15 protein-coding genes are annotated in these 18,229 nt (G+C 69.1%); 8 read left to right on the top strand and 7 right to left on the bottom strand.

All coding sequences use genetic code 11. The features are described from left to right. Nucleotides 1-110: 110 nt before the first annotated feature. Complete coding sequence (locus NOO62_RS11895) at nucleotides 111-3,104, bottom strand: bifunctional [glutamine synthetase] adenylyltransferase/[glutamine synthetase]-adenylyl-L-tyrosine phosphorylase (RefSeq protein WP_268770859.1); 2,994 nt, start codon at nucleotides 3,102-3,104, stop codon at nucleotides 111-113. 128 nt (nucleotides 3,105-3,232) lie between these two features. Here NOO62_RS11895 and NOO62_RS11900 point away from each other — a divergent pair, with 128 nt between their 5' ends. Next, nucleotides 3,233-3,667: a VOC family protein gene (locus NOO62_RS11900; protein ID WP_268770860.1), complete on the top strand. Its 435-nt coding sequence runs from the start codon at nucleotides 3,233-3,235 to the stop codon at nucleotides 3,665-3,667. A gap of 73 nt (nucleotides 3,668-3,740) precedes the next feature. Here NOO62_RS11900 and NOO62_RS11905 read toward each other — a convergent pair whose 3' ends face one another. Further along, nucleotides 3,741-4,589: a helix-turn-helix domain-containing protein gene (locus NOO62_RS11905; RefSeq protein WP_268770861.1), complete on the bottom strand. Its 849-nt coding sequence runs from the start codon at nucleotides 4,587-4,589 to the stop codon at nucleotides 3,741-3,743. Nucleotides 4,590-4,818: 229 nt separating this feature from the next. Here NOO62_RS11905 and NOO62_RS11910 point away from each other — a divergent pair, with 229 nt between their 5' ends. Beyond that, nucleotides 4,819-4,956, top strand: coding sequence for a hypothetical protein (locus NOO62_RS11910; RefSeq protein WP_268770862.1), 138 nt, complete (start codon nucleotides 4,819-4,821; stop codon nucleotides 4,954-4,956). Nucleotides 4,957-4,987: 31 nt separating this feature from the next. Here NOO62_RS11910 and NOO62_RS11915 read toward each other — a convergent pair whose 3' ends face one another. Beyond that, on the bottom strand, nucleotides 4,988-5,422 hold the full coding sequence (locus tag NOO62_RS11915) for an ATP-binding protein (protein ID WP_268770863.1): 435 nt from the start codon (nucleotides 5,420-5,422) through the stop codon (nucleotides 4,988-4,990). Between the two features lie 97 nt (nucleotides 5,423-5,519). After that, nucleotides 5,520-6,260: a GntR family transcriptional regulator gene (locus NOO62_RS11920; protein ID WP_268770864.1), complete on the bottom strand. Its 741-nt coding sequence runs from the start codon at nucleotides 6,258-6,260 to the stop codon at nucleotides 5,520-5,522. 82 nt (nucleotides 6,261-6,342) lie between these two features. On the opposite strand from NOO62_RS11920, the gene NOO62_RS11925 reads away from it, so the two are divergent. Next, nucleotides 6,343-7,440, top strand: coding sequence for a DUF1152 domain-containing protein (locus NOO62_RS11925; protein ID WP_268770865.1), 1,098 nt, complete (start codon nucleotides 6,343-6,345; stop codon nucleotides 7,438-7,440). A gap of 2,154 nt (nucleotides 7,441-9,594) precedes the next feature. Here NOO62_RS11925 and NOO62_RS11930 read toward each other — a convergent pair. Next, a complete protein-coding gene (locus tag NOO62_RS11930; protein ID WP_055564891.1) occupies nucleotides 9,595-10,956 on the bottom strand; it encodes a glutamine synthetase family protein in 1,362 nt (453 codons plus the stop codon). A 348-nt stretch (nucleotides 10,957-11,304) separates the two neighbouring features. On the opposite strand from NOO62_RS11930, the gene NOO62_RS11935 reads away from it, so the two are divergent. Continuing rightward, nucleotides 11,305-12,573, top strand: coding sequence for a globin domain-containing protein (locus NOO62_RS11935; protein WP_268770866.1), 1,269 nt, complete (start codon nucleotides 11,305-11,307; stop codon nucleotides 12,571-12,573). Nucleotides 12,574-12,593: 20 nt separating this feature from the next. On the opposite strand, the gene NOO62_RS11940 is transcribed toward NOO62_RS11935, so the two are convergent. Continuing rightward, on the bottom strand, nucleotides 12,594-13,040 hold the full coding sequence (locus NOO62_RS11940; RefSeq protein WP_268770867.1) for an RrF2 family transcriptional regulator: 447 nt from the start codon (nucleotides 13,038-13,040) through the stop codon (nucleotides 12,594-12,596). Nucleotides 13,041-13,251: 211 nt separating this feature from the next. Here NOO62_RS11940 and NOO62_RS11945 point away from each other — a divergent pair, with 211 nt between their 5' ends. Both NOO62_RS11945 and NOO62_RS11950 read left to right on the top strand, forming a co-directional pair. Further along, a complete protein-coding gene (locus tag NOO62_RS11945) occupies nucleotides 13,252-13,917 on the top strand; it encodes a DUF3105 domain-containing protein (RefSeq protein ID WP_268770868.1) in 666 nt (221 codons plus the stop codon). A gap of 40 nt (nucleotides 13,918-13,957) precedes the next feature. Then, nucleotides 13,958-14,572, top strand: a complete 615-nt coding sequence (locus NOO62_RS11950) for a DUF305 domain-containing protein (RefSeq protein ID WP_268770869.1) — start codon at nucleotides 13,958-13,960, stop codon at nucleotides 14,570-14,572. Between the two features lie 550 nt (nucleotides 14,573-15,122). Here the strand turns inward: NOO62_RS11950 and NOO62_RS11955 are convergent. Continuing rightward, nucleotides 15,123-16,094: a hydroxyacid dehydrogenase gene (locus NOO62_RS11955; protein WP_268775578.1), complete on the bottom strand. Its 972-nt coding sequence runs from the start codon at nucleotides 16,092-16,094 to the stop codon at nucleotides 15,123-15,125. A gap of 371 nt (nucleotides 16,095-16,465) precedes the next feature. Between NOO62_RS11955 and NOO62_RS11960 the strand changes: the two genes are divergently transcribed. After that, nucleotides 16,466-17,320, top strand: a complete 855-nt coding sequence (locus NOO62_RS11960; protein ID WP_268775579.1) for an ABC transporter permease — start codon at nucleotides 16,466-16,468, stop codon at nucleotides 17,318-17,320. Between the two features lie 41 nt (nucleotides 17,321-17,361). Continuing rightward, nucleotides 17,362-18,225 (top strand): carbohydrate ABC transporter permease, encoded by an 864-nt coding sequence (locus tag NOO62_RS11965; protein WP_268775580.1) that lies wholly within the window; start codon nucleotides 17,362-17,364, stop codon nucleotides 18,223-18,225. Nucleotides 18,226-18,229: the final 4 nt, after the last annotated feature.

Below are 18,229 nucleotides of genomic sequence, written 5' to 3' on the forward strand. Positions count from 1 at the left end.
AACTCTTCCTGAATACGCCATGGGGTGCCCGCCGGGCCAGGTGCGCGGGGGCAGTGTTCCGCGTCTGATGGGGCAGCGGGGACGGCGCCCGCGTACCTCGGGGCCGCACTTCACCCCCCGTAGAACCGCTCCTCCACGACCGCCCGCGCCCTGCGCGTGATGCGCCGGTAGTCGTCCAGCATGTCACCGACGTGGCCCGTGTCGTAACCCAAGTAACGGGCGACCGCCGCCAGTTCGCGGCCGTCGGAGGGGAACGTGTCGCCCGCCCTGCCGCGCACCAGCATGACCGCGTTGCGGACGCGGGCCGCCAGGACCCACGCCTCGTCGAGGGTCGCCGCGTCCTGCGTCGGGATCAGCTCCGCCGCACAGGCCGCGGCCAGGGCCTCGCGGGTACGGGTCGTGCGCAGTCCCGGTTCGGCCCAGCCGTGCTCCAGCTGGAGGAGCTGGACGGTCCACTCGACGTCGGAGAGGCCGCCGCGGCCCAGCTTCGCGTTGAGGGTCGGGTCGGCGCCGCGCGGCATGCGCTCCGCCTCCATCCGGGCCTTGAGACGGCGGATCTCGCGCACCGCGTCCTCGCCGAGGCCCTCCGCCGGGTAGCGCAGTGGATCGACGAGGTCGATGAAGGCGCGCCCGAGCTCGTCGTCGCCCGCGACGGGTTCGGCCCGCAGCAGCGCCTGGGACTCCCAGACCAGGGACCAGCGGCGGTAGTACGCCTCGTACGAGCCCAGGGTGCGCACCAGCGGGCCGCTCCTGCCCTCCGGGCGCAGATCAGCGTCGATGAGCAACGGCGGGTCGGCGGAGGGGAGTTGCAGGAGTCGGCGCATCTCGGCGACGACCTTCGCGGCCGCCTTCGCCGCTTCCTGTTCGTCGGCGCCCTCGCGCGGCTCGTGCACGAACAGGACGTCCGCGTCCGAGCCGTAGCTCAGCTCGTGGCCGCCGAAGCGGCCCATGCCGATGACGGCGAAGCGGGTGGGCAGCGTGTCGCCCCAGCCCGCGCGGACGACGGCGCGCAGCGTGCCCGCGATGGTGGCGGCCGTCAGGTCCGACACGGCGTCGCCCACCCGGTCCACGAGCGTGCCGGGGTCGGCCTCGGCGGGGCTCTCCTCCGTGCCGTACGAGCCGATGAGGTCACCGGCGGCGGTGCGGAACATCTCGCGGCGCCGCACGCCGCGCGCCACCGTCACGGCCTGCTCGGCGCCGTCCGCGCGGCGCACCGCCGCCAGGACCTCCTGGTCCAGGTGGGCGCGGCCGCGGGGTTCGAGGCCGCCCTGGTCGCCGAGGAGGGCGACGGCCTCGGGGGCGCGCAGCAGCAGGTCGGGGGCGAGGCGGCCGGCGGAGAGGACGCGGGCGAGGTTCTCCGCCGCCGCGCCCTCGTCCCGCAGCAGCCGCAGGTACCAGGGGGTCTTGCCGAGCGCGTCGGACACCTTGCGGAAGCCGAGGAGACCCGCGTCGGGGTCGGCGGAATCCGCGAACCAGCCGAGGAGGACCGGCAGCAGGGTGCGCTGGATCGCCGCCTTGCGGCTCACGCCGGACGCCAGCGCCTCCAGGTGCCTGAGCGCCGCGCTGGGGTCCGCGTAGCCGAGCGCGACGAGGCGTTCGCGGGCCGCCGATGTGCTCAGCCGCGCCTCGCCGGGGGCGAGTTGGGCGACGGCGTCGAGCAGCGGGCGGTAGAAGAGCTTCTCGTGGAGGCGGCGCACCACGGAGGTGTGCCGTTTCCAGGCGCGGCTCAGCTCGGTGATCGGCTCGGTGCGCATGCCGAGGGAGCGGCCGATGCGCCGCAGGTCCGGCTCACCCTCCGGCACGAGGTGGGTGCGGCGCAGTCTGTAGAGCTGGATGCGGTGTTCGAGGGAGCGCAGGAAGCGGTACGCGTCGTCGAGCTGGGCGGCGTCCACGCGTCCCACGTAGCCGCCCGCGCCGAGTGCCTGCAGGGCGACGAGCGTCGAGCCGCTGCGGATCGACCGGTCGCTGCGGCCGTGCACCAACTGGAGCATCTGCACGGCGAACTCGACGTCGCGCAGTCCGCCGGGGCCGAGCTTCAGCTCCCGGTCGACCTCGCCTGCGGGAATGTTCTCGACGACCCTGCGCCGCATCTTCTGCACGTCGGGCACGAAGTTCTCGCGTTCGGCGGCCTGCCAGACGAGCGGTGCGAGCGCGTCGACGTACTCCTCGCCGAGCGCGAGGTCGCCCGCGACGGGGCGGGCCTTGAGCAGCGCCTGGAACTCCCAGGTCTTCGCCCAGCGCTGGTAGTACGCGACATGACTGGAGAGCGTGCGCACGAGGGGGCCGTTCCTGCCCTCGGGGCGGAGGTTCGCGTCGACCGGCCAGATGGTGCCCTCGACGTTCGTGTCGGAGCAGATCCGCATCATGTGCGAGGCGAGGCGGGTCGCGGCCCGCATCGCCTTGTCCTCGTCGGTGCCCTCGGTGGCCTCGCCGACGAAGATGACGTCGACGTCGGACACGTAGTTCAGTTCGTGGCCGCCGCACTTGCCCATCGCGATCACCGCGAGCCTGCACTGCGCGGCGTCGCCGGGCGCGGCCGCGCGGGCCTGGGCGAGGGCCGCCCGCAGCGTCGCCGTCGCGAGGTCCGCGAGTTCGGCCGCCGCCTCGGCGACGTCGGTCGTACCGCACACGTCGCGGGCCGCGATGGAGAGCAGGCAGCGGCGGTAGGCGACGCGCAGCGACTCCGGGTCGGCGGCGTCGGCGAGGCCCCGTTCGAACTCCGCCACGCCGGGGTGCAGGTCTACCGACTCGTAGGTGACGAGGACACGCCAGTCCAGGGGGTGCCTGGCCAGGTGGTCGGCGAGGGCCTCGGAGGCGCCGAGCACGCCGAGGAGGCGATCGCGCAGGGGCTTGGCGGTCACGAGGGTGTCGAGCAGCTCGCGCCGCCCGAGGTCGTCCCCCTGCGCCTCCACGAGCCGGACCAGGCCGAGGAGGGCCAGGTCGGGGTCGGCGGTGGCGCCGAGCGCGTCCAGGAGCAGCGGGTCGTCGCGCAGGGCGCTCAGCGCGGGGTCGTCGAGGAGCCGCTCCGCGGCGGACGGGTCGGTGAAGCCGTGCCGCAGCAGCCGCGTAAACGTACTGCTCCGTCGCCCTTGCGGCACCGTCATGCGAGCCTCCGTTCGATCACTCCTCGGCCCGAGCCTAAGGCCTCCCCGGCGAACCGGCGCCCGGCCGCCCCGCGACACCCTGCACGAGGCCGCTGACAGGAACTCAACTCCCTGGTGTACTGCGGGCCATGGAATACACACTCGAAGTGATCCCGCTCCCGGTCAGTGACATCGACCGGGCGAAGCAGTTCTACAGCGACAAGCTCGGCTTCCACGTCGACATCGACACGGAGGTCATGCCGGGCATGCGCATCGTCCAGCTGACCCCGCCGGGGTCGGGCTGTTCCATCGCGCTTGCCGACACGCTGTGGGACACGATGGACGGACCGACCCCGCCCCCCGGCTCCTACCAGGGCCTCCAGCTGTGCGTCGCCGACGCCAAGGCCGCACACGCGGAGCTGGTGGCGCGCGGGCTCGACGTCTCGGAGCCGGTGCAGCACGCGCCGCAGGACGGCGGCACGTTCATGTACTTCAAGGACCCGGACGGCAACGGCTGGGCGATCCAGGAGTACCGGGTGCGGGCGACGACGCCGCTGCGGGAGGCGATCACGGCGCAGGACTGACGGCCGCCGGGCGGGGCGGGGTGGGGAGGGTCAGGGAGGGGCCGCGGGCGCGCCCCTCAGAAGGGCGTGTCCCCTAGAAGGGCGGTTCGTCGCTGACCCACCCGCTGGAGCTCTCCAGGGCCGGGAGCGACCCGCCCGCAGGGCGCTCCGCCCACGGGTCCTTCGCGAGCCAGGCACGTTGCGGGGGCGCTTCCGCCGCAGGCGTGGCGACTCCGAGGTGGCGTACGACCTCGTGTCTGAGGCGCCTCACGTACGCGTCGACGGTCGCCTCGTCGTAACCGGTGTCCCAGTGCTCATCCGCGAGGACGGGCGTGAAGGATCCGGCGTGGGTCAGCACGAAGACGGACAGCTCCGCCATGTCCTGGAGGGCCAGCTCCTTGACCTTCCCCAGGAACTCGTCCACCTCGGGGACGTGCACCACCCTGGCGGTGAGCCCCGAGACGACGGGGAAGTCGGCAGGTCCGACCGTCGCCAGGAACTGTGCTCCTTGCTGGCGGCGCGACTGCCGGGCCCAGTCGTTCACCCCGTCCGCCTGCACCGGCGTCCGTGCCTGCGCGCGCGCCACGGTACTCAGGCCGTCGACGACCGTTTCCAGCTCCTCGACCCGTGCGCGCAGCGCCTCCACCTCGGCGGCGAGATCGTTGGACGACGGCCGCCGACGCTCCGAATACGCCCGGACCCACGCCTCGTGCCACGGCTTCCACGGTTGGCCGCACCCCTCGGTGATGAACCGCTCGAAGGTGTCCTCGCGCGGGCAGGACCGCCCCTTGAACAGCCCCGAGATCGTGCCCTCGGACAGCTCGCTGCGCTGAGCCACCTGATTCTGCTTCAGCCCGAGCGCCGCGACGAGCGCCTTGGCCGCGGCCGCGAGTCCCGCCACGGACGACACCGCGGCCGGGTCTGGCAGCTGCCCCCGCTTCATCCCCTGCACTCCCGCACCCACGCCCCTCCGGAGCGCCCCGCTTCAGAGCACTCCACTTCAGAGTTCAAAGCTTCACCACTCTAAAGTGAATCCCTCTTCTGAGCAGGCGTTTCACCCAGGATCGTCGCAACTCCGAAGCTGCCGTTCAGGTAGCCCCATGAACTCTCCCGTTCCTGATGAAGTCATCGGAACGAAGCGATCGACACGGAGGTTCTCGGTGCACGAGGAAATGAGCTTGCGAGCCCTGGTCCTGCTCCTGGTGGGAGCACTCGGGACGTACGCGGCCCTGCACAACGCGGAGCTGGGGTCGGCACTGGTCGTCGGCGCGAGCCTGGTGACCGTGCTCGTCCTGATCATGCGCCGGTGAGCGCGGGCCCCTCGCGGGGAGCGGGACTCCTCTAACTCGGCTTCCAGGCCGCATCGACCCTGAAGGAGACGACAGTGCCACCGAAACGGCTGGGGCCGGCGCACCACGAGTCGGACAGCGCATCGACCAGGAGCAGACCTCTCCCATGCGCGTCATCCGCGTCGGGGTCACGTCGCCTGACGTCAGCCGGGAACCCCGGGTTGTGTACGTCGACACCTAGGGCTTCTCCCGCACGCCACCATTCGACGCGCACTCTCCAGGACTCCTCGGCCTCGCCATAGAGGACGGCGTTCGTCACCAACTCCGAGAGCATCAGGAGGCAGTCGTCGATCGAACACGTCAGGTCGTACGAGGCTGTGAACTTGCGAAACCATCGCCGTGCCCGAGCCACGGACTCGGGCACGGGATACAGGGTCATGCCCCCGAGCGGGCAAGCCTCCTCCGGACGACCACACACATCCGTCATGAGCACCACTCCTTTGTGAAGTGGCCTTAGCCACTTACTGGATAGTGGCATTGGCCACTTGAGGCCACAAGCGGTTGGCGCCGAGGGACGGGATTCTCTAACCGATCGGGTAACCCTGCTCGAACGCCCAACGGCCTGGCGGGTACGTGGCCTCGGCGAACTCCAGGGGGCGATCCTGCACGTCATAGACAACGTGTCGGCAAACCAAGACAGCGGAGTCAGCCGCGAGTTCGAGGTCCGAGACCTCGCCCTCGGTCGCCAATCGAGCGCACATCCGATCCTGCGCGTAACTCCCCCGGCGGCCCGTCATGTTCTCGACGTACATGAGGGTGCCCTCCTGAATGCGTTCAGGATCGAGGAGCTTGGGCGCGCCTTCACCTACATCGCCGCTGAACCATGAGCTGGAGATCGCGATCGGCCCGGACGCGTCCTTGGTCACGCGGCGACGATGAACGACCCGGGACCCAGGCGCCAGGCTCAGCGCCTCGACGACATACTCCGGGGCCTCCAGCCAACCGGCCGAGGTGATCACCGCGTATTCACCTGGCGTGTAAATCTTGCCGGTCTGCCTCGCGCGCCCGTAGAGCTCCCGAGCCCGGCGATTGACGGCGAGACCGCGGACGTAGGTACCCGACCCCTGCCGCTTCTCGACCAGCCCCTGATGGCTCAGCACCTCCAGCGATCGAGCAGCCGTGGGCCGGGATACCGTCCAGGCGGCGGCGAGTTGCCGCTCGGACGGAACCTCGTCACCGGGCCGCAGGTCGCCCCGCAGGATCTGATCGCGGATGTGGTGCGCGATCTGGAGGTACTTGGGCTGGGCCTCTGCGATCTGCGGCATCGGATCTCCCCTTGCTAAGTGGCTATGGCCAGTTGCCACTATAGGGTGAGTGGCCACTACGCGAACGCCTACGCTGACGCGGATGACACGCCTGATCGTGGCAGCCGGAGGAGGGGGCGACGCCGTCGCCGCCACAGTGGTCGACGCAGCCCTCTATGGGGGCAGCGGAAGTCCAGCGGTGATCCTCACGTACGCGTGGGACCGGCTGCTCGTCGACCCGGTGCCGGGCCCCCGAGGGCCGGACGATTTCACCGGGCTGGCCCCTCTTACGCCAAGCGTGCGGACGGTCCCGCCGACCGCGAGACCGATCGCACCGGCCGGCTCCACGCTCCCCCGGCTGGCGAACGAACTCCCCCACACCTTCGCCCTGCTCGACCCCCAGCACGGCGCCGAGGGCATCGCGCACCAACTGGACGCACTAGTGCACCACTTGAACCCCGAGTCCATCGACCTCTTGGACGTCGGCGGCGACATCCTCGCCAGGGGAGACGAGCCCACGCTCCGCAGCCCCCTCGCAGACGCACTCACGCTCGCAGCATGCTCCCAACTCGGCTCCCGAGTCCGGCTCTTGATTGCCGGCCCGGGTCTGGACGGCGAGATCCCGGCCGAAGACTTGGCCGACCGCATGGGACCGCCACTCCTGACGTTCACGAGCAAACACATCGAACCGATCAGCCCGGTACTGGAATGGCATCCTTCCGAGGCAACAGGCATGCTGGCCGCCGCAGCCCGAGGAGTTCGCGGACTGTGCGAAGTCAGAGGCGCCGGCCTCCCGGTTCCACTCACCGAACACAGCGCCACCCTCCACGAAGCGGCCCTGAACCAGGCGTTGCACCGCAATACGCTGGCCCGCGCTCTCCTCACCACGAAAACCCTCGCTGAGGCGGAGCAGCGCAGCCGAGAGATCTGCGGCTACTCGGAAATCGATTACGAGCGCACCAAGGCGAAACGGCTCGCAACCCAATTGCCCCACGAGATCGACCCCACCCGCACACTCCACCGCCTCGACGAGTTCGAGGCAGCCGCCCGCCGACGCGGCATCACGCACACGACCTTCCGCAGAATCACCGAAGCCCTGGGCTTCGACGGCAAACACCGCCAGGATCTCCGAAAGTTGCTGATCACCCGCCGCCCATTCCAGTACGAAGCACCTCTCTGGCGCATCTCACGCGGCGCCTGAGTTGCAACTTTGTCCACTGGTTCAAAGGCCGTCTGCGCTCCGCTCGCCAGGCGCGCTTTCGGCTCCGCCGCCCAGCACGCTCGTGCCTTCGGCTCGCGCTTCGGGCGCTACGCCGAAGCGCGCCCACGAATAGATGAGTGGTGATCACCCTCGAACGCAGCCACGGTCACTGAGAGGCCTCCGGCAGGGGGCGATACGACTCGGGACAGCGGGGGCGCCGCTATCGGGTGCTGGGCGAGCGGGCGTGCGTGGCGAGCTCCCATCCCGCCCAGCACCAACCCAGGCAAAGCCGAGCAGACGCGGCCCAGTGCGTCAAGGTCGCTCGTACAGTGGCGCGCTCCAACTTGACGCCCTGGGCCACACCCGCTCCACGGCGTGCGGGTCGACGACGGACGGAATGGGAGCTGACGTGAGTGGTGGGTCGGGGAGGTATGTACGGTCCCCTCCGACGAGCAGGGGAGGGACCAGATGTCGAGTGATCTCCAGTTCAGTTGAAGTGTGGTCGGATCAGGTTGGGCAACACGCCAGATCACTGATGGTGAGTCGGAGCACAAGAGCAGCCCGAGCTACTACACCAACGCCCTTGCCAATCTACTCACTGGCGTTGCAGGGTGTACGGTTCCGCCGCTGTTCAGCGGTACTCGTTCGAGCTGGAGCCCGCAGAAGTAAGGGGCTCCTCAGCAGCCGCGAGGCAGCCATCGAGATCGGCATCTACAAGTTCCCTGACATGCACAAGAGCTTCGATTTGCCGGATGCCGACGTCACCCGTGAGTGGAGCTCAAGCAGTCGTGCACCGCCTTCAGGCGCAAGATGTTCTACGGCTGCACGGCGAAGACGGGTACAGGAAGAAGCGAGTACAGAGTTGCAGGCTTCGGGCTGAGCCGGGCCTCTCGCGTGCCCGATAGACCGGGAAACCACAGAGAACAGCGGGCACACGCGGGCAGTCGGCATAGCGAAGGCCCCCGACCGACTTTCCTGGTCAGGGGCCCTCAACCTGCGCAGAGGTGTGGGGTACGGACCCACGGTGACTTGCGCCACGACGGTTCTTTTCAAGATCGATGTCACGATGGCGCACGCCGTTCGCCTGAGGCGAGACGCCGTAAGGGTGCATCATCGGGTAATGCTTACGAGTCTACTACCAGGGTTCCGTCATGTCAGAACTCCATTCGCAATAGGCGTCCTGTGTGCATTTCAATTATGGATGCTATTTGGGGATGCCATCCCTACACAAGAAGAGGCGAACGGACTAATGGAGCGAGTATACTCACTGACGGAACTTACGGGGCGGCCAATCATGACATCTGCTGTCGCCTTCATGTTATATCTGCTGGGTGACATTCTGAAGCTACCGGCTGCAGCAACGGCTAGGTTCGTCGCGAGTCTGGCAGCCCTTCGCCTACGGCTGGGCGGAAACTGGAGCCGCCTGGACCGCAATTTGGTACCCATAACGCCCCGGACTTACCACATCATGCACGAGTTGGCGGATCGCATTCGAGAAGACGGTGGTGGGTTCCCTAAAGAACTTATGATCAATATGGAACGCGAGCTGCCTGAAATTCGCATGCGGCTAATCGCAGACCACTTAGACGTATACCTGGAGCACGACCGACTTTCCTCAGAGGCGGAGTTCCGAATAAATGTCGGGATATTTTCGGTGCCCCTATGGGGATCCCTGTCGGCCATCTGGTCACCTTGGGCCCTAATTGGGATCACGCTTTCCGCAGTGTTGTTTTTGCATGGAGTGCGAGCCCTCCAGGACTCAAACACGGTACTCGTTCAAGGAATTTCAGCTGGCATCGTGGAGTCGCGTGCATACAAGGACCAAGAGAACAAGGTGCAGCCGCAACCGCATGATCCTTGATAGGGGCCCGTGCCACATCCGTGCCAGGTTGGGCGGGGAAGCACGGGGCACGGCGGGCAACAAACCGTCGCCATCTAGAGCAGTCAGGCCAACGCCCCCGCTGACAGGGCCCCCAAATCCCCCTGGATGAACCGAGCTTCCCAGGATCAGCGCTCAGAGTCACTGGGCTCAGGTCCGGTTTGGTAGCTCGAAGCGGCTAGACGGTCGAGCCGCAGGCAGACAGCCGAGAGGGCCCACGGTCGGCGACCGTGGGCCCTCTCGGGGAAGTTAGCGAGAAGCGCTCTGACCTGCGCCTACAGCACCGGCAGGTTCTTGCGGAGTTCGAAGGCCGTGACCTCGGAGCGGTACTCCTCCCACTCCTGCTTCTTGTTGCGCAGGAAGAAGTCGTAGACGTGCTCGCCGAGGGTCTCGGCGACCAGTTCGGACTTCTCCATGAGGGCGATCGCCTCGCCCAGGTTCTGCGGGAGCGGCTCGATGCCCAGTGCGCGGCGTTCGGCGTCGCGCAGCGCCCATACGTCGTCGTCGGCGCCCGGCGGGAGCTCGTAGCCCTCCTCGATGCCCTTGAGGCCGGCGGCGAGCAGTACCGCGTAGGTGAGGTAGGGGTTGGCGCCGGAGTCGATCGAGCGGACCTCGACGCGCGCGGAGCCCGTCTTGCCGGGCTTGTACATCGGGACGCGGATCAGCGCGGAGCGGTTGTTGTGGCCCCAGCAGATGTACGAGGGGGCCTCGCCGCCCGCGCCCGCGGTGCGCTCGGAGCCGCCCCAGATGCGCTTGTACGAGTTCACCCACTGGTTGGTGACCGCGGAGATCTCCGCGGCGTGCCGCAGCAGGCCCGCGATGAAGGAGCGGCCGACCTTGGAGAGCTGGTACTCGGCGCCGGACTCGTAGAACGCGTTGCGGTCCCCCTCGAAGAGGGAGAGGTGGGTGTGCATGCCGGAACCGGGGTGCTCGGAGAACGGTTTCGGCATGAACGTGGCCTGCACCCCCTGTTCCAGGGCGACCTGCTTCATGACCAGGCGGAACGTCATGATGTTGTCGGCCGTGGAGAGCGCGTCGGCGTAGCGGAGGTCGATCTCCTGCTGGCCGGGGGCGCCCTCGTGGTGGCTGAACTCCACCGAGATGCCCATGGATTCGAGCATCGTGATGGCCTGGCGGCGGAAGTCCATGCCCACGTTCTGCGGGGTGTGGTCGAAGTAGCCGGAGTTGTCGGCGGGGGTGGGCCGCGAGCCGTCCAGCGGCTTGTCCTTCAGCAGGAAGAACTCGATCTCGGGGTGGGTGTAGAAGGTGAAGCCCAGGTCGGAGGTCTTGGCGAGGGCGCGCTTGAGCACGTAGCGCGGGTCCGCGAAGGACGGGGAGCCGTCCGGCATCAGGATGTCGCAGAACATGCGGGCCGTGCCGGGGGCCTCCGCGCGCCAGGGCAGCACCTGGAAGGTGGACGGGTCCGGCTTGGCGATCATGTCCGACTCGTACACCCGGGCGAAGCCCTCGATGGCCGAGCCGTCGAAGCCGATGCCCTCGTCGAAGGCCTGCTCCAGTTCGGCCGGGGCCACGGCCACCGACTTGAGGAAGCCGAGGACGTCCGTGAACCACAGGCGCACGAACCGGATGTCGCGCTCCTCCAACGTACGGAGCACGAATTCCTGCTGCTTGTTCATCTTCCGCTTCCACCCATCCTTGCTGGTCAGGCCACCTGCATTCGCGCCCAGGGACACACCGGGCACACGAGCATCCCATTCCTTGGTTTCGTGCGCGTTGCGGGCCCCGTGCCGCGGTGTGCGAGCCGTTTCTCTTGCCGCTCTGTGCCCATAGTGCCTGCTGCACCGGCCGGCCGTAACGGCGGCGGGGCCCCGGGGGCGTGTCCGGCGCCAGTCGGCCTCTCGACCCGACCCCCGTCGCCATAACTTGCATCTGAGATGCTAATTTGAGGATCGAAACGGACAAGGGGGGCGCAACCCTCCCTTACCGAGTCATGCTCATCGTCACCAGGCACTGAGGAGCCCACGTTGCTGTCAGAACAGTCAGCCGCGACCGTCCGCGCCACGCTTCCCGTCGTCGGAGCGGCGATCGGTGAGATCACCGAGCGCTTCTACGACCGGCTCTTCACCGCCCACCCCGAGCTGCTCAGGGACCTCTTCAACCGCGGCAACCAGGCGGCGGGCACTCAGCGGCAGGCCCTGGCAGGCTCCATCGCCGCCTTCGCGACGCACCTGGTGGAGCACCCCGACGAGCGGCCCGACGTGATGCTGAACCGCATCGCCCACAAGCACGCCTCGCTCGGCGTGGCCCCCGACCAGTACGCGACGGTGCACCACCACCTCTTCGCCGCCATCGTCGAGGTGCTCGGCGACGCGGTCACGCCCGACGTCGCCGCCGCCTGGGACGACGTCTACTGGCTCATGGCCAACGCCCTCATCGCCATCGAGGCCCGCCTCTACGCCGGTCAGGGCGTCACGGCGGGCTCCGGCGAGGCCACGTGGCGCGAGTGGGAGGTCGTCGGGCGCGTCGAGGAGACGGAGGACGTCGCCACGTTCCGGCTGCGGCCCGCCGACGGGGCGGCGGCGCCGGGGTTCCGTCCGGGGCAGTACGTGTCCGTGCAGGTGCAACTCGCGGACGGGGCGCGGCAGATACGGCAGTACAGCCTCACCGGGGCGGGTAGCGGTGGGTCCGGCTCCGGTGGGTCCGAGGTGCGGCAGATTTGTGTGAAGCGGGTGCGGGGAGAGGTGGGCACGCCTGACGGGGAGGTTTCGAATCACCTGCACGCGCGCGTGCGGGAGGGGGACGTCCTGCGCGTCTCGGCGCCGTACGGGGACCTCGTCCTCGGCGGGACGGGCGCGCATGCGGATGCGGATGCGGATGCGGATGCAGACGCTCCGCTGCTGCTCGCCTCCGCGGGGATCGGCGTCACGCCGATGATCGCCATGCTGGAGCAGCTGGCCGCGTCGGGGCACCGGGCGCCCGTCACCGTCGTACACGCCGACCGCTCCCCCGCCGAGCACGCGCTGCGGGCCGACCACGAGGCGTACACCGCCAAACTCCCGAACGGCAGCGCGTACTTCTTCTACGAGCGGCCGGAGACGGGTCACCCCGCGGAGCTCACGGGGTACGCCGATCTCGCGGCCCTGCCCGCGATCCCGGCCGGCACGCGCGCTTACCTGTGCGGACCGCTGCCGTTCATGCGGGCGGTGCGGTCCCAGCTCCTCGAACGCGGGGTCGCCGCGGCCGACATCCACTACGAGGTGTTCGGGCCCGACCTGTGGCTGGCCCGGAGCTGAGCTGATTCGTCGCTGATGTGTCAGGTGGCGGTGCGGGTCGTGATGCCCAGGAGGAGCGGGCCCGTCGGGCTCGCGACCATGTCCGCCACCGTCAGAGGGTCCAGCGAGGCGTAGAACGCCTCCTGCGCCTTGCGCAGCGCGTCACGCAGGCGGCATGCCGAGTTCAACGGACACGGCATGCCGCTTTCGCAGTCCACGACGTCGCCGGTGCCTTCGAAAGACCGCACCACCGCGCCGACGGACGCCCGGCGCCCCGCCTCGGTCAGCGCGAGCCCGCCGCCCCTGCCCCGGCGGGCCTCAAGGAGCCCCATCTTCTGGAGCTCGGCGACGACCTTCGTCTCGTGCGTGTACGGCACCGCCATGTCGGCGGCGACCTCACGCGTCGTGGGGGTGTCGTCCGCACCGTCCACCACGGCCAGGCGCATGAGGGTGCGCAGTGCCAGGTCGGTGGAGCGCATGAGCCGCATACGGTCGAGCGTAGGGAATGCGCAGCGGTGGCTCAAATTGTTCCGTCGAACTCTGTCGAAATCCGTCAAAGTCTTTCGAACTCCGTCGAACTTCGTCGCGCCGGTTGAAGGACGGAGTCGGAAGGACCCTCTGTAGTACGGCCCTTCCTCCGATTACGATCAGCGGACTCGTTCGTCGTCCCGTCCGTCCCTTTCCGCAGAAGGACACACCATGGGTTCCGCCAAGAACACGAGCAACGCTTCCCGCAAGGCCCGGATAGAGGAGATGCGCCGGGCGGAGCGCGCACGCGACCGCCGGGGCCGGGCCCTGACGATCACGGTCAGCGCGGTCGTCGTCGCGGCGCTCGGCGTAGGCGGCTACTTCCTGGTCGACAAGGCCTCCGACGACTCCGGCTCCGATTCGAAGAGCAGCGCGAAGGACTGGCCGAAGTACAAGGTCTCGGCGGACGGCGAGAAGGTCTGGGGCAAGCTCGGCCGTACGCACGTCACGAAGACGGTGGACTATCCGATGACGCCGCCCGTCGGCGGGGACCACGATCAGGTCTGGATGAACTGCAACGGCGACGTCTACAAGAAGGAGCTCCCGGAGATGAACGCCGTGCACTCCCTGGAGCACGGTGCCGTCTGGGTCACGTACAACGACAAGGCGAAGCCGGCCGACCTGAAGAAACTGGAAGCGAAGGTCAAGGCGACGCCGTACTCGCTGATGAGCCCCGTGAAGGACCAGAAGGACCCTGTCATGCTGACCGCGTGGGCGCACCAGCGGACGGTCACGGGGGCGGACGACCCGAAGGTCAAGGAGTTCTTCTCCACGTACGTCCAGGGCAAGCAGACGCCGGAGCCGGGGGCGGCGTGCACAAGCGGGCTCGGGCAGTGAGTGCGGTGAGTGGCGCGGGTTCGGTGAGGTGGGGGTCGGCGTGAGGCGGCGTACGAACTGGATCGTCGGCGGGGTCGTTGCGGCGGTCGTCGCCGGGGGCGGGATCACGGCGGCGGTGGCCGCCACGGACTCCGACTCGGGCGGCTCGCCCGCGACCTCGTCCGCCGACGCGGGGTTCGCCCGCGACATGGCGGTCCACCACCAGCAGGCCGTGGAGATGTCGTACATCGTGCGGGACCGGACCGAGGACGAGGACGTGCGGCGCCTCGCGTACGACATCGCCCAGACGCAGGCCAACCAGCGCGGGATGCTGCTCGGGTGGCTGGACCTGTGGGAGCTGCCGAAGGTGCCGGAAGGGGCGCCGATGGAGTGGATGGGCATGGGCGACATGCCGCCGGGCAAGGACGGCGCGCTGATGCCGGGGATGGCGACGGGGGCGGAGCTGAAGCGGCTCGGCAAACTCAGCGGCAAGAAGGCGGAGATCCTCTACCTGCAACTGATGACCCGGCACCACCGGGGCGGGGTGCACATGGCGCAGGGCTGCGTGGACCGCTGCGAGGTGTCCGCGGAGCGGAGGCTGGCAGGGGGGATGGTGGAGTCGCAGGAGTCGGAGATCGCGCTGATGTCTTCGATGCTGAAGGCGCGGGGGGCGTGACTGGCGGGGCGGTGACTGGCGGGGCGCCTTGGGCGGGGCGCCTTGGGTTGATCTCTGGGTGAGTTTGGGCGCGGGTGCGGGCCGGTGGGGGGCGGGTGCGCCTTGGGTCCGGGCCGCGGGTGGGGGTGGGTGCGCCTTCGGTTCGTCTGTGGGGGCGGGGCCGCGCGGGTATGTACGTACTCGCTATCCCTGCGCCGCGCCCGACATTCCCGGCCGTGGGGGTGTGCTCGGTGCTCCGTGCGCACATACCCCCACGTCCCCTCCGGCGCGCTCGCGACTGCGGCCCGGTGGGACCGCAGCCCCTGCCCCTACTCCCGCTGGACGTCGCGGGGCAAACGGGCGGGCGGGTGGGGAACATCCGCCGCGAAGCGGCGGTCTTGATGCCCCTACGGAACGGGACGTCGCGGGGTGAACGGGCGGGCGGGTGGGAGTGATCCGCCGCGAAGCGGTGGGCTCGGCGCTCCTACGGAGCGGGACGTCGCGGGGCAACGGGCGGGCTTGCGGATCCTGCCCGCGCGGGACGGGATCCGGTCGAGGCCCAGGGGCCAGGTCACGCCAGGCGGGCCAGGTCCGACCGGAGGAGTCGTCCGCGCAGAGGGCGGCCGGTTACGTACCGCTCGACCTCCCCCACCGCGTACTCCCCCAGCCTCCGCACCTCACTCCCCTGCGCGCCCGCGATGTGCGGGGTCACCAACACGTTGGGAAGGCGGAGGAGCGCGTGCCCCGGAGGGAGCGGCTCCGGATCCGTGACGTCGAGATACGCGTCCAGGCGCCCCGCCCCGCACTCCCGCGCCAGCGCCTCCGTATCGACCAGTGACCCCCGGGCCGTGTTGATGACGACCCCGCCGTCGGGGATGAGTTTCAGCATGTCGGCGCTCAAGAGACCCCGCGTCTCGGGGAGTTGCGGCGCGTGGATCGTCACGATGCTGCTGCGCCCGCACAGCTCCGGGAGCTCCACGAGTTCGACGCCGAGCGACGCCGCCTCCGCGGGAGCCACGTACGGGTCCGTGAGGAGGATCCGGCTGCCCGCGTCCGACGCCCGGAGCGCCGCGATCACCCGCCGCCCGATCCGCGACGCGCCGACGACGCCGATCGTGCGCGCGTCCGCGCCGGTGCGGTCGGTGAAGGACGGCCACCCGGAGGCGTAGCCGGCCGCCGCCGACAGCGCGCCCTTCGCCGCGAACGTGATCGCCGCGAGGGTGAAGGCCACCACGGGGTCCGCGTTCGCGTCCGCCGCCGAGGAGACGACGACGCCCCGGTCCCAGACCGCGTCGGTGACCATCGGCTTGACGGAGCCCGCCGCGTGGACGACCGCGCGCAGGCGGGGTGCGGAGGAGAGGATCTCGCGGGTCAGGGGCGGGCACTCCCACCCCGTGACCAGGATGTCCGTCTCGGCGAGCACCGCCCGCGCCTCGGGCGTCGTCAGCGGCCCGGACAGCAGGCGCGGGGACAATTCCACGCTGCGGGCGAGCCGTTCGCGGAGGTCCGGGGCGAAGACGCGGGCCGCGACCTCGACGCCCATGGCCAGTGCCGCGAACGGCGGCCCGTCCCCGCTCCGCTCCCGCCGATCCGACCGCTCTGCCTGATCTGCCACGCGTGACCGTCCCTCGTAGTAACCGGTTACCAACCAGCGCCTGGAGGCTAGGACCAATCCGGGAGAGCGGTCAAGAGAACACGGGGTGAGGGGGGTTGACCGGGCGAAGTAACCGCTTTAGATTCCGGGCACCTTATTCCGACGACGGAGGGGTTGCCGTGCCGACGGTGACGAAGGAACGGGCGGGAACCGAGGCGGTGAAGCCGCCCGGGAGAAGTAATAACGGGTCAACCAATGCCAAACCGGGGCGTGGTGAGCTGTGGAAACGGTTTCAGCGCACGCGTGTCCTCGTGCTGCTCATGGTGCCGGGCCTCGTGTACTTCCTGGTCTTCCACTACGGCGCCTTCGTCGCCAACGCGGTGGCCTTCAAGGAGTACGTCCCCTTCGACGGACTGTGGGCCAGCCCGTGGGTGGGGACCGAGAACTTCTCGCGGATGTTCGGCGATCCGGACTTCTGGCACGCGACGTGGAACACCCTGTTCATCGCCGTGCTGCAGCTCGTCTTCTTCTTCCCGGCACCGCTCGCCCTCGCGCTGCTCCTGCACAGCCTGACCTCGGATCTGCTGCGTCGTTTCACGCAGTCCGTGATCTACCTGCCGCACTTCCTGTCGTGGGTCGTCGTCGTGGCGCTCTTCCAGCAAGTGCTGAGCGACACGGGTGTGTTGAACACGTTCCTGAGTGACTCGGGGCTGCACACCGTCGACATCATCGGCAACCCGGACGCGTACAAGCCGCTCGTCGTCTTCGAGGTGATCTGGAAGGACGCCGGGTGGGGGACGATCATCTTCCTCGCCGCGCTGATGCAGGTCGACGAGCAGTTGTACGAGGCCTCGGCGATCGACGGGGCCGGCCCCTGGCGCCGCTTCTGGCACGTCACCCTGCCCAGCATCCGGCCCATCGTCATCCTGCTGCTGATCATGCGGCTCGGCGACATCCTCTCCGTCGGCTTCGAGCAGATGCTGCTGCAGCGGCAGTCCGTGGGTCCCGAGGTCGGTGAGGTGCTGGACACCTTCGTCTTCTGGCAGGGCATCGTCGGCGGCGACACGGGATACGCCGCGGCCGCGGGTCTGTTCAAGGGCGTCGTCGGCGCGGCGCTCGTCTTCACTGCCAACCGGATCGCCCACCGACTCGGCGAGCAGGGGGTCTACAAGTGAGTGTCATCGGCGGCAGCAAGCACGTCACCCGTCCCGCCTGGATGGAGAAGCCGCGGGTCGCCACCAAGGCCGCCAAGGCCGTCGCGGTGGCCGTCGTTCTCGCGCTCGTGCTGATCCCGTTCCTCGTCATCGTCTCGACGTCCCTCGCCTCCAACCGCGAGGTCGTGGACAACGGCGGCTGGGTGCTGTGGCCGAGCGATCCGACCCTGCGCGCCTACCGGACGATCCTCGACGGCGGCATCGTCACCAAGGCGCTCGGCGTCAGCGTCGGCCTCACCGTCCTCGGCACGCTCTTCTCGCTCGCGTGCACCACGTTCCTCGCGTACGCCCTGGCCCGCCCCGGCGTCTTCTGGGGTAAGCCCGTGCTGCTGCTCATCCTCTTCACGTTCCTCTTCCCGCCCGGCATGATCCCCGCGTTCCTGCTGGTCAAGGGCATGGGGATGATGGATACATACGCCGCTCTCGTCGCGCCCGTGCTCATCAACGTCTTCAATCTGATCGTGCTGCGCGGCTTCTTCCAGGGGATACCCGAGGAGTTGTACGAGGCGGCCAGGCTCGACGGCGCCGGTGACTGGCAGATCCTGTGGCGGATCGTGCTCCCGCTCTCCAAGGCGGCGCTCGCCGTGGTCTCCCTGTTCTACGCCGTGAGCTACTGGAACGCCTGGTTCCACGCCTCGATCTACATGGAGTCCGGCCACTGGCCGCTGTCGCAGGTGCTGCGCACGTACGTCATCGGCGGCTCGCAGATCGCCGACACCGGCCTGAGCGAGGCCGGTATGGTCTCCGCCCCGCAGACGACGCAGATGGCCGTCCTGGTGATCGCCACCGTGCCGATCCTGGTCGTCTACCCCTTCCTGCAGAAGTACTTCACCAAGGGCGTGCTCACCGGCGCCATCAAGAGCTGATACC

The organism is Streptomyces sp. Je 1-369, from assembly GCF_026810505.1.
Lineage (GTDB): Bacteria > Actinomycetota > Actinomycetes > Streptomycetales > Streptomycetaceae > Streptomyces.